19 protein-coding genes and 2 pseudogenes are annotated in these 23,172 nt (G+C 34.4%); 1 reads left to right on the top strand and 20 read right to left on the bottom strand.

Annotated features, from left to right (window positions below; genetic code table 11):
* Nucleotides 1-619: 619 nt before the first annotated feature.
* The 4 genes and pseudogenes from E0F91_RS15680 to E0F91_RS15695 all read right to left on the bottom strand — a co-directional run.
* Nucleotides 620-931: pseudogene (locus E0F91_RS15680) on the bottom strand (heavy metal translocating P-type ATPase); the annotation flags it as partial.
* A 35-nt stretch (nucleotides 932-966) separates the two neighbouring features.
* Complete coding sequence (gene merA, locus E0F91_RS15685) at nucleotides 967-2,625, bottom strand: mercury(II) reductase (protein WP_132067384.1); 1,659 nt, start codon at nucleotides 2,623-2,625, stop codon at nucleotides 967-969.
* Between the two features lie 81 nt (nucleotides 2,626-2,706).
* Complete coding sequence (merTP, locus tag E0F91_RS15690; RefSeq protein ID WP_099715363.1) at nucleotides 2,707-3,339, bottom strand: mercuric transport protein MerTP; 633 nt, start codon at nucleotides 3,337-3,339, stop codon at nucleotides 2,707-2,709.
* The gene (locus E0F91_RS15695; protein WP_099715364.1) at nucleotides 3,336-3,716 is read right to left on the bottom strand and encodes an ArsR/SmtB family transcription factor; all 381 of its coding nucleotides are present in this window, start codon (nucleotides 3,714-3,716) and stop codon (nucleotides 3,336-3,338) included. Before E0F91_RS15695 ends, merTP begins: the two co-directional genes overlap by 4 nt.
* A 485-nt stretch (nucleotides 3,717-4,201) precedes the next feature.
* Here E0F91_RS15695 and E0F91_RS15700 point away from each other — a divergent pair, with 485 nt between their 5' ends.
* A complete protein-coding gene (locus E0F91_RS15700) occupies nucleotides 4,202-4,810 on the top strand; it encodes a c-type cytochrome (RefSeq protein ID WP_113634461.1) in 609 nt (202 codons plus the stop codon).
* A 247-nt stretch (nucleotides 4,811-5,057) separates the two neighbouring features.
* On the opposite strand, the gene E0F91_RS15710 is transcribed toward E0F91_RS15700, so the two are convergent.
* The 16 genes and pseudogenes from E0F91_RS15710 to E0F91_RS15780 form a co-directional block, all read right to left on the bottom strand.
* Nucleotides 5,058-5,501 (bottom strand): universal stress protein, encoded by a 444-nt coding sequence (locus E0F91_RS15710; RefSeq protein WP_165930149.1) that lies wholly within the window; start codon nucleotides 5,499-5,501, stop codon nucleotides 5,058-5,060.
* Nucleotides 5,501-5,593, bottom strand: a pseudogene (locus E0F91_RS18110) (heavy metal-binding domain-containing protein); the annotation flags it as partial. The pseudogene E0F91_RS18110 and the gene E0F91_RS15710, both read right to left, overlap by 1 nt.
* 45 nt (nucleotides 5,594-5,638) lie before the next feature.
* Nucleotides 5,639-6,061 carry a membrane or secreted protein gene (locus E0F91_RS15715; protein WP_099715366.1) on the bottom strand — a complete coding sequence of 141 codons (423 nt, stop codon included), beginning with the start codon at nucleotides 6,059-6,061 and terminating at the stop codon, nucleotides 5,639-5,641.
* Nucleotides 6,062-6,147: 86 nt separating this feature from the next.
* Nucleotides 6,148-6,495 carry a four-helix bundle copper-binding protein gene (locus tag E0F91_RS15720; protein WP_132067386.1) on the bottom strand — a complete coding sequence of 116 codons (348 nt, stop codon included), beginning with the start codon at nucleotides 6,493-6,495 and terminating at the stop codon, nucleotides 6,148-6,150.
* Nucleotides 6,496-6,700: 205 nt separating this feature from the next.
* Complete coding sequence (locus E0F91_RS15725; protein WP_243698919.1) at nucleotides 6,701-9,577, bottom strand: multicopper oxidase domain-containing protein; 2,877 nt, start codon at nucleotides 9,575-9,577, stop codon at nucleotides 6,701-6,703.
* A gap of 38 nt (nucleotides 9,578-9,615) precedes the next feature.
* Complete coding sequence (locus tag E0F91_RS15730) at nucleotides 9,616-10,101, bottom strand: DUF305 domain-containing protein (protein WP_243698920.1); 486 nt, start codon at nucleotides 10,099-10,101, stop codon at nucleotides 9,616-9,618.
* Nucleotides 10,102-10,129: 28 nt separating this feature from the next.
* Nucleotides 10,130-10,999, bottom strand: a complete 870-nt coding sequence (locus E0F91_RS15735; RefSeq protein WP_132067388.1) for a DUF2911 domain-containing protein — start codon at nucleotides 10,997-10,999, stop codon at nucleotides 10,130-10,132.
* A 78-nt stretch (nucleotides 11,000-11,077) separates the two neighbouring features.
* Complete coding sequence (locus E0F91_RS15740; protein WP_132067389.1) at nucleotides 11,078-11,788, bottom strand: PepSY domain-containing protein; 711 nt, start codon at nucleotides 11,786-11,788, stop codon at nucleotides 11,078-11,080.
* Between the two features lie 112 nt (nucleotides 11,789-11,900).
* Complete coding sequence (locus E0F91_RS15745) at nucleotides 11,901-12,965, bottom strand: Vgb family protein (RefSeq protein WP_132067390.1); 1,065 nt, start codon at nucleotides 12,963-12,965, stop codon at nucleotides 11,901-11,903.
* Between the two features lie 11 nt (nucleotides 12,966-12,976).
* Nucleotides 12,977-14,221 carry a hypothetical protein gene (locus E0F91_RS15750; protein ID WP_099715372.1) on the bottom strand — a complete coding sequence of 415 codons (1,245 nt, stop codon included), beginning with the start codon at nucleotides 14,219-14,221 and terminating at the stop codon, nucleotides 12,977-12,979.
* Between the two features lie 34 nt (nucleotides 14,222-14,255).
* Nucleotides 14,256-16,793, bottom strand: a complete 2,538-nt coding sequence (locus tag E0F91_RS15755; RefSeq protein ID WP_099715373.1) for a heavy metal translocating P-type ATPase — start codon at nucleotides 16,791-16,793, stop codon at nucleotides 14,256-14,258.
* On the bottom strand, nucleotides 16,790-17,368 hold the full coding sequence (locus tag E0F91_RS15760) for an AAA family ATPase (protein WP_225876010.1): 579 nt from the start codon (nucleotides 17,366-17,368) through the stop codon (nucleotides 16,790-16,792). Before E0F91_RS15760 ends, E0F91_RS15755 begins: the two co-directional genes overlap by 4 nt.
* 148 nt (nucleotides 17,369-17,516) lie before the next feature.
* On the bottom strand, nucleotides 17,517-18,737 hold the full coding sequence (locus tag E0F91_RS15765; RefSeq protein ID WP_225876011.1) for an efflux RND transporter periplasmic adaptor subunit: 1,221 nt from the start codon (nucleotides 18,735-18,737) through the stop codon (nucleotides 17,517-17,519).
* Nucleotides 18,737-19,984, bottom strand: coding sequence for a heavy metal-binding domain-containing protein (locus tag E0F91_RS15770; RefSeq protein ID WP_086452981.1), 1,248 nt, complete (start codon nucleotides 19,982-19,984; stop codon nucleotides 18,737-18,739). Before E0F91_RS15770 ends, E0F91_RS15765 begins: the two co-directional genes overlap by 1 nt.
* 2 nt (nucleotides 19,985-19,986) lie before the next feature.
* Entirely contained in the window at nucleotides 19,987-21,240 is a 1,254-nt protein-coding gene (locus E0F91_RS15775) for a TolC family protein (protein WP_086452982.1), read from the bottom strand.
* On the bottom strand, nucleotides 21,227-23,164 hold the full coding sequence (locus tag E0F91_RS15780; protein WP_086452983.1) for an efflux RND transporter permease subunit: 1,938 nt from the start codon (nucleotides 23,162-23,164) through the stop codon (nucleotides 21,227-21,229). The genes E0F91_RS15775 and E0F91_RS15780 overlap by 14 nt, the downstream gene beginning before the upstream one ends.
* Nucleotides 23,165-23,172: the final 8 nt, after the last annotated feature.

Raw genomic sequence — 23,172 nt, forward strand, 5'->3', positions numbered from 1 at the left:
TCTTTACCGTATTTCTTGAAAGGGATAAGTAGCTACTTATAAATAACTTACTCTTTCCATTACAATAGAATTTAATTACTTTTCTAATTTTACTCATGTCTGTTATTTTGTTTGCCATAATCCGTATATTTTTAACGAATGTATGGTTCTAACAACATGAAAAAATCAATAGTTTTTAATCGTTAATTAACCACAAAACCTGGTGGTCAATTTGCTCCGGAATTAGGTGGTCAGTTTGCTCCGGAACGGGTGGTCAATTTACTCCGGAATTAGGTGGTCAAATTCACCGGTTTTTCCAGCTTCATGGCGATCTGTTATTTAAATCTCATGTAAAAGTATTTAATACCAACATTGGAGATAATACATGTCCTTTAAAGGGGGAGTTTGGCTTTTAATTTCCAATGATTACTGGTTAAAGGACTATAAGAAATCTAATCCATTAAGGAGAAATGTTGGTTCGAACTGTTCGGTCAAGTAGCCCCGTCCAAACAAATGTCGAACTATTTTATTGAAGATTTGGAAAAATTAGAAAATATTTCCAAGTAAGTATTTCGAATTTAAGTTATAGATTCAATCCTTGATTCATGTTAATAATTAATTGTAAAATAGCTATACCAAATTAAAACTTCATTCGCTGTATTCTAACTGCATTCAAAATAGCTAATAAAGCCACACCAACATCGGCAAAAACAGCTTCCCACATGGTGGCTAAACCTCAGGCACCAAGAACCATTACAATTGCTTTTACTGTGAATGCCAACCCAATGTTTTGCCAAACGATTTGTTTTGTTTTTCTACCAATATTTATTGCTGTAAAAATTTTCGTGGGCTGGTCGTTTTGAATAACAATGTCGGCAGTTTCGATAGTGGCATCGCTTCCTAAATCTCCCTTGGCAATTCCTGCATCGACCAAAGCGATTACTTGTGCATCATATAGAATTGTAGTCGCGTTTTTCATATTAAAATTTAACTAGCACAACAGCTCAATTTGGCAACATCTTTTCCGAAAGTGATGGCTGCTAGTTTTATGCCTTCGCCTAATGTTAAATAAGGATAAAAACTTTCTGCCAATTCTTTTACGGTTATATTATACTTGATAGCCATACTCAATTGCTGAATGAGTTCGCCACCTTCGGGAGCAACAATTCTAGCACCAATCAATTTATCGGTTTCGGTATTTCGTATTAATTTGATAAATCCTCTTGTGTCATTGGCTGCAATAGCTCTTGGAACGTTATTTAATTCTAATTTGCTTACTTCAAAAGGAATGTTTTGGACTTCTGCCTGTGCTTCGTCCAATCCTGCTCCTGCTACTTGTGGATCGGTAAAAACTACCCAAGGCAAGGAAGAATAATCGGCTTCATTATTGGCTCCCGTAAAAGCATTTTCTACGGCAATTTTACCTTCAAAGGCTGCCGTGTAAACAAATGCAGGCGTGTTGGTAACATCGCCTACTGCATAGATGTTAGGTAAATTGGTTTCCATTTTTTCGTTAACCAAAATGTGCCCTGTTTTAGCAAGTTCCAAACCAATATTTTGCAATCCTAATTTTTGCATATTGGGTGTTGTGCCAGATGCCACTACAACTTTTCCTTTTTCGATAATTTGTGTAAAAGAACCGTCAGGGCATTTGCAATGGATAATGGTTTCATTTCCTTTTTTATCAAATTTTACTGCTCTAAAATTTGGCAGGATTTCTATACCTTCGTTACGCATTTGTGTTTCCAAGGCTTCACTGATGTCGGGCGTTTGTGTTCTCAACACACGATCAGTAAACTCGATGATACGCACTTTTACGCCCAAACGATTGTAAGCCATAGCAATTTCTAAACCAATATAACCAGCCCCCATAATGGTCATGCTTTCGGGTTTTTCTTCTAAATCAAAAAGCGAAACGTTGGTAAGAAAACCTACTTCGTTTAGCCCTTCAATAATTGGAATATTGGTAGTTGCTCCTGTGGCAATGATAAATTTTAGAGCCGTATATTTTACTTTACCATCGACCACAATGGTTTTAGTATCTAAAAATTCTGCCCAACCCGTTAGCATTTTCAGGTTATGAAAATCACTTACCACGTCCATATATTTTTTCTTCTGGAGCGTGGCTACCAATTGTTTTTTGTCTTTAATTACTTGAGCAAAATCTATAGCAACACCTTTGGGTTTGATGCCCGAAAAATTGGAATGTGTTGCGTGATAAGCTGTTTCCGCTGCACGAATAAGGGTTTTAGAAGGGACACAACCTACGTTTACACAAGTTCCGCCAAAGTCTAAACCACCGTTTACCATTAAGGTCGATAATCCTAAACTTTCGGCCTTTATAGCTGCCGAAAATGCCGCCGAACCACCACCGATGATAATTAAATCGAAGTGGTTTGCGTTTGTATTACAACATTTAGTTTCAGCAGTATGAGCTACTTTATAATTTTTTGTGCTGTTAATAGTATTGATAATTTCTTCTTTACTAGTTTTAGAAGGGTCGAAAGAACATTCGCAACTGCCGTTTTGATAACTCACTTTTACTTCTGTTACTCCTTCATTTTTGGTAAGCATTTTTTCAATGCCTGTGGCACAATGGTCGCAGGTCATTCCTGCGATATCGAGTTTTATATTTTCTGTTTTCATTTTCTTATTTTAATTAAATGCTTAATAATAGAGTCAAAAAAATTATTTGCAACCGTTTAGACCACAAACGTGTCCAGTTTGTCAGTGTGGAGGATTTACGGATGTTGGTACTTCTCCTGATACTTTGTAACCTGTGGTATTAATAGCTTTTATGATAGCCTCTTTGTTCGTTTTACTATTGTCAAATTTTACAACTGCGATTCCTTCGTTGCTATTAGCAGAAACGGTTACAATTCCCGGTAATTTGTTTATTTCATTTTTAACGTGATCTTCGCAACTGGCACAAGTCATTCCACTCACATTAAATTTTACTTCTTGTATATTATCAGAAGAAACAACAATTAGCTGTTTGTCCGCTTTTGGATAAAAAACTTGTCCATAGTATGGGAAAGCCATCATTAAAAAAGTAAACACCGTTACAATGCCTAAAAACTTTTTAGTTTTCACAAATGGTATTTTATCCTCTTCTTCACAAGTACATTGTATTTCTTCGGTCGTTCGTGGTTTTAGTTTTTGAGTCCAAGCAAAGCCCAATACCAAAACAGTTATTCCAATTAAGTAAGGGCGAAAAGGTTCTAACCACGAGAACGTTGATGCTACGCCAGAAGCTCCAGAAATAAGAGCTAAAACGGGCGTTATGCAACAAAGTGATGCTGTCACTGCTGATAAAATACTTGCTACAGCAAGTTTTCCTGATTTTGAATTTGTGTTCATATGAGTTCTAAATTTGAATTTTGACTAATAATGTATTTAAAAAAGGGACGAAGTATTTGTAATTGTTCTGATTTTAGAGAATAAAAAATAGTTTGGCCAGACCGTCTTGCTTCAATAACATTTCCGTCTTTCATTTTGCGTAGATGTTGTGAAACGGCAGGAATACTCATTTCTAAAATATCGGCAAGGTCGCAAGGACAAAGTTCATTTTCTTCTTCAAGAAGAAACATTATTTTTAGTCGTACTTCATTGCCAGCTAATGCTAATAAACCACTCAATTGTTCAAAAGCGTTGCTGTTATTTTCTAATTTGTTTTTACAGGTATTGATTTGATTTTTATCAGCCAAAACTCTTATACACGTTTGATTATTGTCCATTGTTGTAATTGTTTAAATTGAATACTAAACAAATGTAGTTAATTGTTTTATTATTTAAGCAAATGCTTAAATAATAAAAATAAGTTTAACATTTTACTTTGAAATGAATACTTCAATTTTTAAAGTAAATGATTTAGTATTGCTTTTCATTCAAACTGTACTCAAATTACCATCGGTAAATACTTTGACTTGAGTCATTATAAGCATTGACAAAGTGTTATTAGAGAGAGGTGACGGTAATGGCAGGATGGAAAGATCCTAAAACTCGTAATCGTTTTATGAAGTTAATCATTCCTACAGCATGATATATATTATTTATTTGTGGAAATAAAAATTTAAAAAATTCCAAGTTACATGCTTAAATAAACCGTAAATTTATATTAAATTACTGAATAATAGTGATTTATAATCAATTAAACATTTTTTAGTGATCGAAATTATTGAGTATTTGTATTTGGTTTAACTTAAAAACTAAAACAACAACTATGAAAAAACCAAAACAATATGGTGTGTTTTTCAGTCAAACTCTGCGTAAACTCTTCCGAACTATCAAAATCGAATTAGTAATCATTACCGCATTAATGTATACACAGTTGATACTTACTTCTTGCAGGAATTCTGAAAAAAAACAGAAACAAGTTAAACAGAACCACCCTCAACAAAAAGAAGAAGAAAATCACAACCATGAACATAGCGAACATTCACAATTAATGAATGAAACTCGCGAATGGTTAAAACAGGAATTGGGCGAAAAATATAATCAGCCCGTATCTCTCGGTACAGAGGAACAACTTGCACAAGGCAAAGATATATTCACAAAATATTGTGCTACTTGTCACGGTATTAGCGGTAAAGGCGATGGTCCAGGAGCAACGACATTACAACCAAAACCAGCCGATTTTACTGATCCTGAACATTCGTCATTTTATTCAAATCAAGGACGAATATACCTCATAAAAAAAGGAATGAAGGGAACTGCAATGGCAGCATGGGAAAACGTTTTGAGCGAAGAAGAAATCCTTTCGGTCTATGCATATGTAAATTCTCTGAAAAATTCAGGCGAAATGATGGAACACCAGGGGCAAAATTATTAGGAAAATGAATGAAAAAAAACATAAATAATTCAAATGATAATAACCGAAGTACTTTTAAAAGAAATGGAGAATATTTCAAATTCAGAAAAGTAATTGCAAACATATATTTATATCGTCATTATGTATAAAGCAATGGTAAAAATTCTTAAAACAGTATGGATATACACTATGGCATTATTACTATGGAGCTTTTCAGCTAAGAGTCAACAAAGATACCAAACAAGGAACGGAAGTATTGTTAAGTTTTTTATTTACGTACAATCTCCACAGAACATTTTGCATGTAATGCCACCGCTTGCGAAACCGAGCCAAGCAGAAAGCCTTCTATAACCCCATGACCATGAGAACCAACGATAATCAAATCAGCACCAAATGTTTCAGCTTCTTTGAGTATTGCACTTTTTGGAGAACCTTCAATAACCACTGTAGTTACAATTAAAGCCGGATTTTTATCACGCAAAATTTTCGCTGCATTTTCAGTAATTTTCTTTGCAGATTTAAAGGCGTTTTGGTCAACTTCAGCATAATACTCATGTGAAACTCCCATTGGTTCAAGAGTATTTATTAGCGACATTCTTTCATAAACAGAAACAATACATACTTTAGTGTTTACTGGAAATAGTCTGTTTGCAACTTCGTCTACAGCTGTTTTACTATATTTTGAACCATCGGTTGCTAGTAGAATTTTCATTCTTTTTTCTCCATTAAATTCATTCCGCATTTGGGACATTTTCCGGGTTTATCCGAAGTAACTTCTGGGTGCATGGGGCAGGTATACGTTTTTTGAGTTTCCATTTTTTTTATATTTTAATGTTGTTTGTATTTGTATTATTTGGACATATCCATATTTTTATCCATTCCAGTCATTTTGTGTGATTGCATTTTTTTATCATTCATCATATCCATCATTTTAGGATTATCCATCATCGATTTACACATTTCAGACATCATCGTAGTATCTGTTTTAGATGCTTCCATCATTTCGGTCATCATTCCTTTCATCATAGCTGGATTATCCTTCATCATTTTCATCATATTTTCGTGATTTGTCATCATCATTTTTCCTTTACTACTGTTCATCATTGCTTGCATCATATCTTTAGACATATCGCTATTGTTAGCAATAGTATCCATAATTGCCTTTTTTGTATCTGAATTTGAAAGAATTTGATTTACATCAGTTTTGGATTGGCACGATGTAAACAAACCAATCGATACAATAATTAATGTGATTTTTTGTAATGTTTTCATAGTTTATAATTTTGATTGTTTAAAATCTCTTAAATAATTCCTCTAAACGAAACTTTATTTAAGAGATTGAAATACTCACATTTTACTCATTTTACGGTGCTTAACTTACTCATATTACTGCACTCAACAGCACATTTTCGACAGGCTTCCGCACAATTTTTGCAATGCTCCATGTGTGCATGTTTTTCACATTCTTTGGCGCAAGCTGTACAAATTTCGGCGCATAATTTGCAGATTTTTTCCGTAAACTCACTTCCGCTTGCCATAGCCTGCATTGCAAATAAACAAATAGCTGCACAATCATGATCTAGTTTTATGCAACGCGCTAACATTTTTACGTCTTGCTCATTCAAGCATTCACTTTCGCAATGCGAACATTCTACTGCACATTCTGAACATGCATCGATACAATCTTTAAATTTTTGATGACTCATCTTTTTTAAATTTAAATTGCGAATTAATTTTCGCAGTTTAAAGGTAGCTTTTTAACTTGAAAAAGTATTGTGAAATTCTAATAAAAATTATATAATTCACACATTATCAGGAATGTATATTGGTTTGTAAAAAATGTAATTGCAAAAAAAGGACGCTTGTCTTTTAGAACAAGCATCCTCCATACAAATTTGAAATTTGAGTTTCTTAATAATTAAAAGTAGCACCTAATCCCATTCCCATATCACTATCATAGTGTGTAGTGATTCCAAAGTTTCTTTTGACAATGTAGCGTAAACCTGCCATATATTCTTTGTCGGTATTCCACATTAAATTCATTCGTAGTCTTTTTGAAACTGGAATGTCTTTTCGTTCAAACTGTAAACGTACATTTCCGTCGGTAAAAACTTCGGCTTGAGCGACTATAAGCATTGGTAATGTGTAATTAACCCCTGCACTAAAAACAGCTCTGTTGTCTTTGGTATTGGTTTGCCCAAAAAGATTTCTTTCTTGATTGTCTATTCCCCCTTTTCTATATCTCCAATCAAAACCTATAAAAGGCATTAACCATTGCATTTTTCCAATGTATCTTCCAATATGAGTTTCGGTTTCATAACCGTGGTGTTCTTTGTAACCCAATCGCCATTCGGTGCCGATACTCCAACGTGTACTTTGATACATCGCTTCTCCATCGTTTCCGTTTGTAGCAAAATCATTTTCTGCCATAAAATGAAATGCTCTATCATCAGCAAACAATTTGCGTTGTGCCAATTTAGGGTTTGGGATTAATGGATTTGCAGGGGAGTTTTCATAACTAAAAACCCTGCCCATTCCGCTCATCATGTGATATAAAATATGACAATGAAAAAACCAATCACCGCTTTCGGTGGCTGCAAATTCGAGCGTATCGGTTTCCATTGGCATGATGTCAATGATGTTTTTCATTGGAGCGTAATCTTCTTGTCCGTTGATTACCCTAAAATCATGTCCGTGCAAGTGCATGGGATGGCGCATCATAGAATTGTTGTGAAGTATCATGCGTACGATTTCTCCTTTTTTAATTAATATTTTATCACTTTCTGAAACTACTTTGTTATCCAGACTCCAAACATAACGATTCATATTTCCGGTAAGTTCAAACTTTAATTCTTTTACTGGTGCATCTTTAGGAAGGGTTGTCTTGATTGGAGCTTTCAACATGGCATAGTTCAAGGTAACGATATCAGAAAGGGCATTGGAATCATATTGATGGTCCATACCTTCCATTTTATGGTCACCCATATTCATAGCATCTTTTTTCTCCTTGTCTGTATCCTTATCTTTCATTCCCTTTTTGTTCATGTCCATTCCATTCATTTTATCTCCTTCCATATCCATGCCTTGCATTTTATCGTCGCCTTTTCGCTTTAGTTCACCAGTTATTTCCGGATACATAACTACGTTCATATCCATTTGGTTAAGCGACATTTGCATTCCCATATCGTCTAAATCTCCGTTCATTTTCATCATGCCGTTCATCATCTTCATCCCTTCAAAATATTTTAACTTGGGTAGCGGAGCCGTTAATTGCTTGATACCATCACCTAAATATAAGGAAGCTGATTTTGTGCGATCTTCGGATGTAACTAAAAATTCATACGCAGTTTTATCAGCAGGAATGGTAACGATAACATCGTAGGTCTCAGAAACCGCAATGATTAATCGATCTACTTCAACGGGCTCTACATCGTTACCATCGCTTGCTACAACAGTCATTTTACCTCCTGCATAAGTAAGCCAAAAATAAGTGGAGGCTCCGCCGTTTGCAATTCGTAATCGGACTTTATCGCCTGCTTTAAAATGTGAAAGTTGGCTTTCACTTTTTCCGTTTATTAAGAATTTATCGTAGTACACATCGCTCACATCCATAGCGTTCATTCGCTTCCATTCGTTATTAAGTTTGGTTTTAAAATAGCCGCTTCTTATGGCTTCTGCATAACTTTGGGTTGTTCCTTTTTTAATAGCAAACCAATCCGAAGCATTATGCAACATTCGATGTACATTATTGGGATTCAGATCCGTCCACTCACTCAAAACTATGGGCACGGTGGGAATGTCAAGCTCTTCTCTTTTATTCATAGTAAAAGAACCGTACATTCCTATTTGTTCCTGCAATCCGGTATGGCTATGATACCAATGCGTACCGTGTTGAATAATTGGAAATTTATACAAATGGGTAGTATGTGGTTTGATTGGCATTTGTGTAAGGTTTGGCACACCATCTTCTTTGTTGGGTAAAAACAAACCGTGCCAATGCAACGATGTTTCTTCGTTCAGCTCATTGTGCACATAAATTTCTGCGGTGTCGCCTTCTGTAAACGTTAGTGGTGGCATTGGTATTTGTCCGTTTACGGCAATGGCTCTTTTAGGTTTACCCGTGAAATTTACAATGGTGTCCCGCACGTATAAATCGTATCGAACTGTCCTTGGCGGTGTGTTGTTTACAATTGTCTTTATGGAGCCTAAGTTTGCTTTTGGCATATCCATTTTGCCCATCTCATGATTTTTAGGAGCCTCATTATTATCCATTTTCATGTTGTCCATGTTGTCTTTCTTTTCAGAACTCTTTTTCATGGGCATTTGCATTTCATCATGCTTCTTCACTACCGATTTCTTAACTGCTTTCGGTTTTTCCTTTACCAAAGTCATTCCGCATTTAGGGCATTTCCCTGGCTTGTCAGCGTGAATCTCGGGATGCATTGGGCAGGTGTATGTTACGGATGCCACCTTATTATTATCCGTTTTCATATTGTCCATGTCGTCCTTCTTTTTAGAAGTCTTTTTCATGGGCATTTGCATTTCATCATGCTTCTTCACCACAGTTTTTTTAACCGTTTTAGCTTTTTCCTTTATCAACGTCATTCCGCATTTAGGGCATTTCCCTGGCTTGTTAGCGTGAATTTCGGGATGCATTGGGCAGGTGTATGTTGTGGGCTGCACCTTTTGCGCCTTTTCTTTTTTTGACATATCCATACCTTTCATATCCTGTGCTTGGGCAAAGGAATTAATAGACATAATGAATATTAATACTATAATTTTTTTCATTTTTTTAGTTTAAAATTAATTTACTAATTCTTATGGAATTATTTGTCTAATTCTTTGAGCTTTGCTTTCATCTGGTCAATCTCTGCCTGTTGGCTGGTAATGATATTTTTAATTAATTCCTTTATTTCAGGGTCGGTAACCGATGACTCTTTACCCATTAATATTGCTGCGGCATGGTGTGGTATCATTGATTTTAAAAATTCTTTATCCCCAACTGCTGCCTGTTGCCTAATGCCTGCAAAAAATAGAATCAAAGCAATAAATCCAGTGACAACCAGTGAAATATTTAATTTCTTATTTCCGTACATGCTACCCATCACTAGAAGTTCAATTATGAGCATCGGCATGGTCATCAGTCCAGCCATGTAAAATTGGTTTATATTGGGTATTACATTGGCAAAAACATCTACCATTGCATACATTAGTATGTACATAGCTATAAATGATAACACTATCATAATCGCTAATTTCTTGTACATAGTCAAACTTAATTCTTTTGAATGCTCTTCTGTTGTGTGTTTCATTGCCATAATTTTTTGATTTAAAATTAATTTATTTTTTTAATAGTAACTCCAACTCTAAAATTTGTTTTTTAAGTGATTCAACACTTTTCATTTTTTTTAATTCTGCTATTGATAAAGCTTTTTTACCTGCTTCAATTGCACTTGGATAGTCTTTTAGTTCCGTTGCTATTTTTTGTCTCAAATTAGGATAGTAAAAATTTTGTGGATCTAATTTTTCGGCTTCAATAAGCCAAGCTATTGCTTGTTTGGAATCTCTGTTTGTACTGTAATAATAGTTTGCTGCTTGAAATAATAAATTAGCATCTTGAGTTTTTTCTTTAATGATGTTTTTATCTATTACTGCTAAAATATTTTCATCTGCTTTGCTTTTCAATGGAATTTTCACCATCGAATTTTCCCATATTATTTTTAGAAATCCCTCCCCTTTACTGTTAACATCATTTATTTCGATTGTAAATGTTTCATATAAATTGGGTATGCTTTCTACTGGAACTGTAAAACGAAAAACATCTTTTTTGGCATCGTATCCGGTTTCTCCATGTAATGTAATATCTGTATTTACAATTATTGTCCACTCCTTTTTAGAAGGTATTGTGAATATTGAGTAACTACCCATTTTTAAAGTAGTATTTCCAAATACAATATCTTCGTTGGTAGTTATTGAAGTACAATCACTAGCGCCAGTTCGCCAGAGTTTTTCAAAAGGTACTAATTCACCAAATATTTTTCTGCCTCTTGCTAGTGGTCTGCTGTAAGAAACTTTGATTATTGTGCTACCCAATTCTTGTTCAAATGATGCAGATGGACTTGCAGAAGTTAGTTTTATTTGAACTTTTTCTTGTGCCGAAATTATTAAAGCTTGTAAAATAAAGAAGTGTATTAGAATTATTTTTTTCATGGTTTTTGATTTTAAATTGATTTTAAATTGATTTTAAATTGATTTTAAATTGATTTTACTGTTTTTTATTATTTTAAATTATTTTTTTATTTTCCTCCAAATTTTTCTAATAGTAGGCGATGAGATATACCAAAGTAAAAAACCACTTAAAACGGTTATTAACCCCAATAATGAAAAGACTCTTAACACAATATTATTCATATTGTCTCTACCCTCATAATCCATAGTATGGGTCATCCATAAAAAATCAAACCATCTCCAATCGCGGTGTCTAATCGTTTGAAAAGCACCATCATTTGCCGAAATATAGACCTTTAAATTATTCGGTTCCTGATAGGATATAACATAGGCTGGCAGTAAATGCTCTCTATATTCATGATGTTTCCCTACTTCTTTAATGAGTTGTATCTCTTTTGCTTTTAAACCTGATACAATATTTTTATCTGCAATTGCCAATGCTTCTTCTTTAGTGATACCCTTTTTTAATTTTCCCGTCTTGGCATTATAAAGCATCTTCCCATTAACCCAATAAAAAGGGTTCTTATTAATCTCCCTTAATTCTATCGATTGGATTGCTATTGAAGGATGGAGTAGGGAAGGGCTTATTAAACCCGAAAACGACTCAGCAACAATTCTTTTTTTATGAAATTGCATGCCATGAATGTCATCAATATTGGTCCAACTAAAATACAGACCACTAATGGTCCACATTAAGAACTGAAGACCTAAAAATATTCCTAAATATCGGTGAGATTTTCTAATCCATTTTACTTTTTTTCCTTTAATCATTTACCTTTTAATTTTTTTTAAATTGTTAAATAAACTGAACCAACTTTGAAAATCGCATTAAAATTTCAATTATATAAAACAGAATATATTAGAATATTCATTGCTTAATTTTCTATTCCATTCCGCCAGTTTCGGACGAATAACTTATTCCATTCGGTTTTTTGCCTACTGCAATTGTATTAATTACTTTTTGAGTTGCCACATCTATTACTGAAACAGTATTGTCACCACTATTGGTTACATAAACTGTTTTTCCGTCTTTGCTAACCACTACACCGTGTGCCTTATTACCTACGGTTATAGTTTTAATAACTTTGTTACTGGTTATGTCAATTACAAATACTTTATTTGAAACAGGTCTACCCATTGTTTCCCCTTGATCGGCTACATATAACAATTTACTGTCTGGCGTGGCATATAATTGAATTGGACCTTGCGCATCATTTGGCAATTTTATTCTTGTTATTTGAGCATTTTTAATATCATATTTTACTACTTCTTTAGTATCATACAAACTCGCAAAAATAAATTTTTCATCTTGTGTAGTTGCAACTTGCACAGCCACTCCTCCCAGTGGAATGTCTGTTATTGTGCCATCAGAAATAGTAATAATCGACATACTTTTTGCATCCATATTTGCAACATAAAGTTTTCCGTTTTGATGTCTAAAACCATGTGGTAAATATCCTTTTCCTAACTCAAATTTTTGAGTTATTTTATATGTTTTAGCATCGACTTGAAATATCTGATTTGTTTCATTTGCAGTTGCATAAGCATATTCAGATTTATTATCTAAAACTACATGAGCCAGATGCAAATCCTTACCAAGTTCAATACGTTTTTTTATTGAATTAGTGTTTGGATCGATTACTATCAATTGATTTGTTGCTGTACTATCCATAGGTATCGCCGTCACCCAAACGGATTTCCCATCAGGTGCAACTTGTACGTTATGAGCCATAAACATCATTCCTGAAGAGTCACTAATTGATATTTCTGTATTTTTTGTGCTGTCCTGAAGGTTTATAACAGAAATGCTACCTCCATCCTCATTGGCTACATATACTTTTGCTAATTGCATTGTTTTTTTAGGATTATTGCAGCTGCCAATTATTAAGCCAGCCACTACTAATACTACCATAATCTGAAATTTTTTGAGTACTACAAGATTTTTCATTTTTTTATTATTTAAGTTGATTTTGCTATTTTTTCCATAATGGAATAATCTGAACCAAACTTGCAAATCGCATCACATTGACTTCGCAATTCTGAAAATAGTATGTATTTGATATTCATTTTTGAATTTTTAACAACAGGTCTATTCAATTGTTGTATCACATCTTTTTCGCGACTGTTTGGAATGATGATATAAAATACCTCTTCGCCATTGGAAATACTAAAATACAAGTCGGATAAACGTAAAATACCTGAATAAATACTGGTGCTTTTTTCTACTTCAAATGCTCCAATGATTTTGTTTGTTCCTTTTTTAAACCAAAGTACATCAATGAGTTTAATCGTATTTTGGGTGTCCTTATCTGTTGGTAATTCAGGAAATTTACTAATTGATATAAACGAAAAACTTTGACCATTGAATGCTTTGCTTTTATCATTACTGGCCGGAGTAACATCGTAACCTAATGAACTGCCAATTTTTAACAAATGGTATTGCATTTCGTTATGAAGGTTTTCTGCTAATTTTTCTTCCTGAATTTCTTTTTGGCGTTTTAGTATATTCTTTTCGAACTTTGTGCGTTCGTCTTCGCTTAAATATTCATCGTTACCAATTAGCATTTTTTGTGTTCCAATCTCAAAACACAATCCGGCAATCGCTCCTAAATCGTTAGATAATTCTGCTTTGTGTTTGCTGTTAGTTTCAATTAATGTTTCTCGGATTTTTAAATATTCTGTCCAACTTCCTAACTTCTTTTTGTCTTTGAATAAAAAATTAAATCCGTTGAGAATTGCCGTATTGAATGGCGGAAACCAAGTGGGGTGCAAGAAATATAAAATACTGGCTACCGCCGGACCTAAACCTTTTATTTTTAACTCATCCAATTTAACAATCTCTTTTATAATCTGTTCTTCGGTTTTGGCATTGATGCAGTTTTCGAGAAATTGGCCGAAAGCAATTTTATTGTTTGGATTTTCGTAAATATCTGGAATTCTTAATTTTGGTTTCCAATAAAAAGGATGTGCCACACCTACAAAAATTTGTTTTTGTTCTGCAATACAACTCAACACAAATTCTAAACTACTCCCTTTAAAATCATTTGGAAAAGTCTTGTCTTTGATATCGTCAATGACTTGTAAAATTCCTCTACGAATGGTTCGAAATGCTTTTAGCCTTTGGTCGTTATCGACAAACCAAGTATTATAAACACTTTCGGCATCGGTTTTGTATTGTTGGACTATTTGAGTAAGGTTATTCATTTTAATTTACCATATAAATTTCTATTCACATGTTCTAAAGTTTCAAACGTCTTAATCTTAACGCATTTACAATTACGGATACTGAACTAAAACTCATTGCCAAAGCTGCTATCATAGGAGAAAGTAAAATCCCGAAAAATGGATATAAAACTCCGGCTGCAATTGGCACACCTAAAACATTGTAGAAAAAGGCAAAAAACAAATTTTGTTTAATGTTACTCATTACTGCGTGGCTCAATTTTTTGGCTTTCACAATACCTTGTAAATCGCCTTTTACTAAAGTTATTTTAGCACTTTCTATCGCCACGTCAGTTCCGGTACCCATGGCAATTCCGATGTCTGACTGTGCTAATGCAGGGGCATCGTTGATGCCGTCTCCTGCCATCGCGACAATTTTTCCGAGGGATTGGAGGCGCTTAATTTCATTTAGTTTGTCTTCGGGGAGGGCTCCTGCGATGAATGAACTAAGATCGAGTTCGGCAGCGACGGCTTTTGCGGTGTTTTCATTGTCGCCCGTTATCATTATTACTTCAACACCCTGACGCATCAGTTCTTTTATTGCTTCTTTGCTTGTTTCTTTTATCTTGTCTGTAATGGTTACAAAACCCAAAGCAACCCCATCGATGGAAATATAAGAAACTGTTTTTCCTAGTTTTTGTTCGGCTACAATTTTATTTTCCAATTCATCAGAAACTGTGGCGTTCACTTGTTCCATTAGTTTTTTATTTCCGAGGGCCACTTTTTTATTGGTTACCGTCCCAATAACTCCTTTTCCAGCAATGGCTTCAAAATCGTTGACTTCGATTAATGAAATATTTTTTGCTTTTGCAAAATTGACTACGGCTTGCGCCAATGGGTGTTCGCTGTACTGATTTAAAGAAGCGATATTTTGCAATAGCCCATTTTCGTCATTTTGTAAGGAGAACACTTTTTCGACAGAAGGTTTTCCTTCGGTAATGGTACCTGTTTTATCAGTTATCAGAACATTTACCTTGTTCATATTCTCTAATGCTTCAGCATTTTTTATCAAAACACCTGATAGTGCTCCTTTACCTACGCCGACCATTACCGACATTGGTGTGGCTAATCCCAAAGCACAAGGACAGGCAATTATTAATACTGCAATGGCATTGATAAAACCATAGACTAGGGCAGGTTCCGGTCCAAATTTTGCCCAAACAAAAAAGGTTAAGACAGAAACTACAACTACAATCGGTACAAAATATTTTGCAATGCTATCCGCGAGTTTTTGAATGGGTGCTTTGGATCGGCTCGCATCATTTACCATCTTAACAATTTGCGAAAGCAAGGTTTCCGAACCAACTTTCTCGGCAATCATAACAAAGGATTTATTTCCGTTTATGGTTCCCGCTATAACTGAATCATCAATCTTTTTATCAACAGGAATAGGCTCTCCTGAAATCATAGATTCATCTATAGTACTTTCTCCATCAGTAATTTTTCCATCTACTGGAATTTTATCTCCCGGTTTTACTCGTAATAAATCTCCTTTTTTGATGTCGTGAATCGAGATTACTTTGTCCCCTCCTTCGATAACCAAAGTCGCTTCGGTGGGCGCTAATTTCAATAATTCTTTTATGGCACCGCTAGTTTGACTGTGTGCTCTTGCTTCTAATAATTGGCCTAACAAAACCAAGGTTAATATGACCGTTGTTGCTTCAAAATAAAGTAACACTGTGCCGCTTTCGGTTTTAAATTCATTTGGAAAAATATCAGGAAAAAACATGCCAACCAAACTAAACAAGAAAGCTACTCCAGTACCAATTCCTATCAGCGTAAACATGTTGAGATTCCAGGTAACAATTGACTTCCAAGCGCGAACAAAGAACATCCAACACGCATAAAAAACCACGGGAAGCGTCAAAATCAATTGTACCCAATTCCAGTATGAAATGCCCATTATCTTTTCTAACGGATTATTTGACATCATTTCTATAGTAGCTATTGCGAAAACAGGAATTGTAAAGGCTGTTGCTACTTTCATTTTCTTAAGCAAATCATTGTAAACCTTTTTGTCTTCACTATCTGTAGGTTCCATTGGTACTAAATCCATTCCGCAAATAGGGCAGGAGCCAGGTTCTTCTTTGATTACCTCCGGGTGCATCGGACAGGTGTATAATTTTTTAACCGCACTTAATTCATGAACTTTTTCTAAATTCATTCCGCATACTGGACAACTCCCGGGCTTATCGTAAACCTTGTCTCCTTCACAATGCATCGGACAATAGTATTTGCCTTGAGCATTACTTAGTGAAGGTATTGTATCCATGTTATCACTAGTTTTAGTACTGCAACACGATTTTGTTATTGGCTCATTGACAGTTTTGTGAGTTGTATCGTTAGCGCTACTCATTTCTATAGTGTACTTTCCAACGGTTGTTAATGCCTCTTGAAATTGATCCAGTGGAATGTGTTTTTCCATTGTTATAGTTGCAATTGGAGGATTCAAAGTAACCGTTGCTTGAATTCCATCGATGGCATTCAATGTTTTTTCCACTTTAGAACGACAGCTATCGCAAGTCATTCCGGTAATTTTATAGGTATGTATCATATGTTTTTTAAAATAAAATTTACTCTTTCATTTGGTGTTAATAATGGAACAAAAATGACTGGAAAACTTAATGAATTGTAAACCTCGAAAATTAATCTATGAATGGTTTTTTGTGCTTCTTCGTCTTCTGTTCTTGCATAGTCTTTTGTAAAAGGTAATCGGTCTAAAATAAAAATCTTTTTATAAGACACCCTCTTAATGGCATTAAGTAATTTTTCGTCATAATCAAGATTTAAAAACTGATAATAGGCCATCGCATCAGGAATAGCCCTGTCAAGAAAAACAGTTTCAATAGGTGATAATTCCGCTTCTTGTTCAATTTGCATATCTAGCACAGCTAATTGAAATTGTCTTTTATTTTCTCTTATTTCTTCTAGACTTTTACCTTCTTCCCTCATGCTATCAATGTAATGTCTGGCGTGTTCAATAGTTGTTTTGTAGCCCCTTTTCGATAACATATCAATTACTGTTGTTTTACCTGTACTAGGTCCACCTGTAATAACATACCAATTGGTATCTACTTTTTGATTGTCCATTTTCATCACTTTTAAAATTGCAAGTAGAACATAATTCATTCATACTAGTTTCAATTCGTTTTCTATTTATTATGGTTTTCAACCTTTGGCTATGATTTTTGCAAAGCACGCAGATCGAATATAATATTATTTTTGAACACGTGCCGTCTCAATAATACTATAGGTATGTGTCATTTCTTTCTAAACACTACATTTTCATTCCCTCCATAGGATCATTTCCTTTTCGGAATTTATATTCGCTATTTATGGCATACGCTCCAGTGATGACTACTTTTTTAGATGGATCCATTTCTGATTTAATTTCAATCATCCCATTGGTTTCTACTCCTGTTTCCACCATTATGCTTTCAAATACTCCTGGTCTTTTTTCAATCCAGATGTAAGAAGCATTTTCTTCCCTGATTACAGCATCAGTAGGTATGAATACTCCTTTTATATTGGATTGTGTCAATCTTGCAATTGCCTGCATTCCGGGTTTCAACAGCAAGTTTTGATTGGGCACTTCCATTCGAATTAAAAGCAGACGAGTATCTGGATTTATTTCAGGATTGATAAAAGAAACTTGCGCATTTATGGTTTTATCAGGAAAATCGGAAAATGTAATTTGGGCTTTTTGTCCTATTTTTAGATTCTTGGCATAGTTTACGTTTACCTGTGTTTCTAACCAAAGACTGTTTAAATCCGCCAATTTAATGATGGGGGAACCTTCCATTGCATAACTGCCTTCTGTGGTACTTATTTCCGATATTGTTCCACTGGCAGTGCTATAAAAAATGGTATAAGGAGAAACTTCCTTACTGGTTTTTATACTTTCAATCTGGGCATTGGTTAAACCAAAGAACAACAGCTTTTGTTTAGCTGCATTGAGCATATTTCGGGCATTCTTTCCAAAATCGCCAGGCATTGCGAGTTGTTTGTATGCCGTAAAATAATCCTGTTTAGCAATAGCAATATCTTCGCTATACAATTGATATACGGCTTGGTTTTTAGCCACATAATCACCAACGGTCTTGAAATACAACTTTTCAATTCTTCCCATTGCTCTTGAAGAAATGGTTTTGATTTTCTCTTGATTAATTGTCAGGACTCCCGTATAATTTTGCTCTAAACTGCTTTGGGTTTCTGAAATAGTTTGGGTAGTGATATTTCCCAGCTGTATTTGCTGTTTACTCAAACTTATTTCGTTTGCCTCTGTATCATCTTGTTTTATTGGGGTTAACTCCATATGGCAAATAGGGCATTTTCCGGGTTTGTCTTCCTTGACTTGTGGATCCATTGAGCAAGTGTAAAATGTTGTTGCTGCACTCTTATTGTGTTTGCTATGGTCTTCTTTTTCTTTAGTATTACAAGCCACCATTACCATAAATAGTATTGATAGTAAACTTATTTTTTTTATTGTCTTCATCATTATTCGGTTTTAATAAAGCTTTCGCTGTCAATTAAATATTGTGCGTTTTTGGCAATGGTGTCTTTTACTGAAATACCTTCCATAATTTGGATAAAATCATCTATTTCAATTCCTGTTTTTATGGACGATGCCTTAAAGCCATTCTCCATTTTTAAGAAAACTATTTTCTTGTTTCCAATACTTACCATTGCCTGTTTTTGAATCCAAATTCCTTTTACGGCATTTGTTTTCACTGCGCCTTGCAATCGCAAACCAACTGGTAATTTCAATTTATTGTTATTTAAATAAACTCGAATTCTATTGGTTTTATCAGCTGCGTTTAATTGTGTTTCGACAAAATTTATTTTTGCATCCATAAATTCATCTTTGTCAAGTTCGGAAGTAATTCTGATGGATTGATTGGCTTTGATTAGACTATTGTATCCTTGGATAACATTGAATATTCCCCATACTTTATCCGTATTTAATAGTTTAAAAATGACTTCTCCCTTTTTTATATAACTCCCTTCTTTAACATTCAAAACTTCAGTGTTGTTATTCGCACTTTGCATCACAGGAATAGTTGTATTATCCATCGTTGCTGTTCCATCAATAATCCCGGAAGCAGGACTATAAATTGTTATTAGCGGGTTTACTTTTTTGGAATTAGACAGCGCATTTATTTGATTTTGAGTCATTCCATAAAGCAACAATTTTTGTCTGGACGCATCAATAATCGAAGGATTTTCAACATCATTAATGACCATATAAATGAAGTTTTGTTGTTCCGTCAGTAATTCAGGGCTGTATAAATCAAATAGTTTTTGTCCTTTATTTACTTTTTGATATTTATAATTGACATACATTCGCTCAATTCTTCCGCTCATTCGAGCTGCAATATTTTCCGATGAATTGGGATCATACCCCACAATTCCTGGTAGATTTATTTCACTGCTCAAAGTAGTGTCTATTGCCGTTGTCGTTTGATAATTTCCTACTATAAAATTGTCGGTAGGTTTTATAAGATTGTCGATTGAATTATCTTCAACTGAATTATTCTCCGTTATTTTTTTTACTAAAGTCATTCCGCAAATGGGACAATTTCCGGGTTTATCTCTAATGATTTCCGGGTGCATCGAACAAGTGTAAACCTCGTTTTGATGCTCCATTTCCGAATGATTATCTGATTTTTTGGCAAAGAAATAGATTGCAATTCCGATAATGGAAATTCCAATAAGAGCTAAACCATACTTTATATACTTGTTCATAATTATTTGGTTTCTAATTGTTTTTCAATTTCTACTTGTGCTGCCAAAATATTTTGCAATTTATCTAAAGCATCAATTTGAGCCATATTTAATGCTTCCCAAGCATCGAGAGTGGCAAATAAATCACCGGTGTTATTTTGCCAAGCCAAAATTGCTGTTTCATAATTTTTCTTCAAAGCAGGGATAATACTTTTTTGGGCAACTTCGTATTGTTTTTTTAAAGCGTTCAATTCATTGCTCATACCCGAAATCATTCCTGTGGCTTCATTCAATATCATTTCTTTTTGCCAATTGAGACTTTCATTTTTAATATGATAACTATTGATGTTGGCTTTATTCATTTTGGTTGACCAAGGCATAGGAATGGTAATCATTCCCATTAAGGAGAACTGTTGAGGTTGTGTTCCAAAAGCAAACATATGGTCGTATTTTATACCAAACTCGGGCAATAATTTTGTTTTTTCGGCTGCAATTTTGAGCTGATTTATTTCCATCGTTTTTTCTATGGCTTTCACATCGCTTCGGTTTTTAGAAAGAGAAGTTGTATCTGATATGGCCAAATTAAAATCTTTTATTTCGTAAGTTTCATCAATTTCAAATTTGGTGTTTTTATCTCTTGCCATCAAGGTGTTTAGCATAATTCGCTTTTGGGAAATGTCATTTTGCAACATTAGAATCATACTCTCTAATGCGCTGTATTGCGATTTTGCTTTGTAATAAGTAGGCAATTTATCCATATTATACTGGTAGCGTATTTCCATACTTTTAATCATATAATCTAAAAGCAACAAATTATCATCGGCTATTTTTATTTTTTTATTTAAAACCAACCATTGATAATAATTTGTTTTTGCCAATGCTTTCAATTGATTAACTGTATAGTTTTTGTTTTCTTTTTCAACAGATGACATTGCATTCATAAGATTAAAATCAGCTTTTAACTTGGATGCATTGGGTATCATTTGCGTAACACCCAACATATAATTTCCCATTCCTTGTCCCATTTCGCTTGCTTTCCAAAGATTGGAATTGTAAGGAGTCATAAAGAAACCCGTTTCCACTTGTGGTGGCATCCAACTTCTGGCACCTTTTGCCGCTGCATCCATACTTTGAATGTCGGCATCGTACATTTTTAGTTGAGGATTGTTTGTCTTGATTGTACTCAAGACATTATCCAAGGAAAGTGTTTGTGCTGCCAAATTAGTGGCGCTCAAAATCAAACAACTTATTGCTATATATAATTTATTCTTTAACATCTATAAGATCTATTTTTCCTTTTGTTCTTAATTCTCGAAGTTTTACCATTTCAAAAACAATCGGTGTTACTAATAATACATAAATCGTGGAAGTAATTGTACCTCCAATTAGTGGAACAGTAATGGGAAGCATTATATCAGATCCTGTTCCTGTTGCCCAAAGAATAGGGATTAATCCAAATAAGGAAACTGAAACCGTCATCAATTTTGGTCTTAACCTTTTGGCTGAACCATCAATAATATATTGTTTCAATATTTCTTCAGTTATGGTTTCCTTCGTGTTTCCGTACTTTTCTACCATTTTATTCATTGCTTCATTCAAATAGATGGTCATTAACATTGCCGTTTCGATTGCCATTCCAAACAAGGCAATAAATCCAACGGCAACAGCAACGGATAAATTAATGCCATAAAAATAAACCATAAATATTCCTCCAATTAAAGCAAAGGGTACTGTAATCATCGTGATTAATGCCTCTTTCATTGAATGGTACGTAAAATATAAAACAAGAAATATAATGACCACAACAATAGGCAGTATTAAACTTAATGTTTTGTTGGCTCTAATTTGATTTTCCCATTGACCGCTCCATTCCACATAATATCCTTTTGGCATTTTAGTCATCATTGCATCGAGTTTTTTCTGCGCCTCTTTTACAGTACTTCCTAAATCACGTTCCCGAACATTGAACAACACAGTGCCCCGAAGCATTGCATTTTCGCTATTTATCATTGGAGGGCCATCACTTATTTTTACATTAGCTACAGTTTCTAATGGTATTGGGCCAAAATCCATTGTTTGCACCTGTAGTTTTTTTAAGGCTTCAATGCTGTTACGGTATTCTTGAGCATATCTTGCATTTACAGAAAAACGCTGTCTTCCCTCGATAGTCGTGGTTAGTTTCATACCTCCAATAGAAGCTTCAACCACATTATTAATGTCGTCTATGGTCAATCCATATCTACCAATAACGTCTCTTTTTGCTTCAATGTCAATATATTTTCCGCCTGTTATGGGTTCCGCATACAAATCTTTAACTCCAGAAGTTCCTTCCAATGTTTTTTTAATTTTTTGAGCCAAAACATTGATGGTGTCTAAACTTGCTCCGTAGATTTTGATTCCTACATCGGTTCTGATTCCTGTTGAAAGCATATTGATACGGTTGATAATAGGTTGCGTAAAACCATTGGTCACACCAGGGATTTGCAGTTTGTTGTTTATTTCCGTGATAATATCATTCTTGGTTTTGTCTTCTCGCCATTCTGCTTGAGGTTTTAGCAAAATAATGGTTTCAACCATACTTATTGGACTGTTATCAGTTGCCGTATTTGCCCTGCCTGCTTTTCCCAACACGTGAGCCACTTCGGGAATCGACTTAATCAATTTGTCTTGAACTTGAAGAATTCTCTTTACTTCGGAGTTGGATACATCGGGTAAGGTTACTGGCATAAACAGTACAGATCCTTCATCTAAAGGGGGCATAAATTCTGAACCTAAACGAGTAAACATTAATACACCAATCAGCAAGGCAATGATGTTGATGCCCAATACCGTTTTCCTCCATTTTAAACAAAAAATCAAAATGGGTGTATAAATGCTTTCCAATTTTTTGTTAATTGGATTTTTATTTTCTGGACGAAGTTTTCCTTTTAGTAAAAAACTAATTAGCACTGGTACAAGTGTAATGGCTAAAAAGGCATCAACTATCAGAATAAAAGATTTCGTCCAAGCCAATGGTCCAAATAACTTGCCTTCCATTCCTGTGAGAAGAAATACAGGCAAAAAGGATGTAATTACAATTATTGTTGAGTAGAAAACACCTGGGCCTACTAATTTGGAAGAGCTTTCTATAAGCTTCAACTTATCTTCAGGAGATAGTGGATCGTTTTCTTTTTTGAATATATTTTTAATTTTATTTTTCATCTTATTTC

The sequence above is a fragment of the Flavobacterium sandaracinum genome (assembly GCF_004349135.1).
GTDB classification, from domain to species: domain Bacteria; phylum Bacteroidota; class Bacteroidia; order Flavobacteriales; family Flavobacteriaceae; genus Flavobacterium; species Flavobacterium sandaracinum.

Coding starts and splice junctions, on each gene's coding strand:
- E0F91_RS15720 (WP_132067386.1), bottom strand. CDS start 6,495: ATGAGTCATCAAAAATTTAAAGATTGTATCGATGCATGTTCAGAATGT.
- E0F91_RS15745 (WP_132067390.1), bottom strand. CDS start 12,965: ATGAAAAATCTTGTAGTACTCAAAAAATTTCAGATTATGGTAGTATTA.
- E0F91_RS15725 (WP_243698919.1), bottom strand. CDS start 9,577: ATGAAAAAAATTATAGTATTAATATTCATTATGTCTATTAATTCCTTT.
- E0F91_RS15780 (WP_086452983.1), bottom strand. CDS start 23,164: ATGAAAAATAAAATTAAAAATATATTCAAAAAAGAAAACGATCCACTA.
- E0F91_RS15760 (WP_225876010.1), bottom strand. CDS start 17,368: ATGAATTATGTTCTACTTGCAATTTTAAAAGTGATGAAAATGGACAAT.
- E0F91_RS15750 (WP_099715372.1), bottom strand. CDS start 14,221: ATGAATAACCTTACTCAAATAGTCCAACAATACAAAACCGATGCCGAA.
- E0F91_RS15730 (WP_243698920.1), bottom strand. CDS start 10,101: ATGAAACACACAACAGAAGAGCATTCAAAAGAATTAAGTTTGACTATG.
- E0F91_RS15715 (WP_099715366.1), bottom strand. CDS start 6,061: ATGAAAACATTACAAAAAATCACATTAATTATTGTATCGATTGGTTTG.
- E0F91_RS15700 (WP_113634461.1), top strand. CDS start 4,202: ATGAAAAAACCAAAACAATATGGTGTGTTTTTCAGTCAAACTCTGCGT.
- E0F91_RS15735 (WP_132067388.1), bottom strand. CDS start 10,999: ATGAAAAAAATAATTCTAATACACTTCTTTATTTTACAAGCTTTAATA.
- E0F91_RS15765 (WP_225876011.1), bottom strand. CDS start 18,737: ATGATGAAGACAATAAAAAAAATAAGTTTACTATCAATACTATTTATG.
- E0F91_RS15740 (WP_132067389.1), bottom strand. CDS start 11,788: ATGATTAAAGGAAAAAAAGTAAAATGGATTAGAAAATCTCACCGATAT.
- E0F91_RS15755 (WP_099715373.1), bottom strand. CDS start 16,793: ATGATACATACCTATAAAATTACCGGAATGACTTGCGATAGCTGTCGT.
- merTP (WP_099715363.1), bottom strand. CDS start 3,339: ATGAACACAAATTCAAAATCAGGAAAACTTGCTGTAGCAAGTATTTTA.
- E0F91_RS15770 (WP_086452981.1), bottom strand. CDS start 19,984: ATGAACAAGTATATAAAGTATGGTTTAGCTCTTATTGGAATTTCCATT.
- E0F91_RS15695 (WP_099715364.1), bottom strand. CDS start 3,716: ATGGACAATAATCAAACGTGTATAAGAGTTTTGGCTGATAAAAATCAA.
- E0F91_RS15710 (WP_165930149.1), bottom strand. CDS start 5,501: ATGAAAATTCTACTAGCAACCGATGGTTCAAAATATAGTAAAACAGCT.
- merA (WP_132067384.1), bottom strand. CDS start 2,625: ATGAAAACAGAAAATATAAAACTCGATATCGCAGGAATGACCTGCGAC.
- E0F91_RS15775 (WP_086452982.1), bottom strand. CDS start 21,240: ATGTTAAAGAATAAATTATATATAGCAATAAGTTGTTTGATTTTGAGC.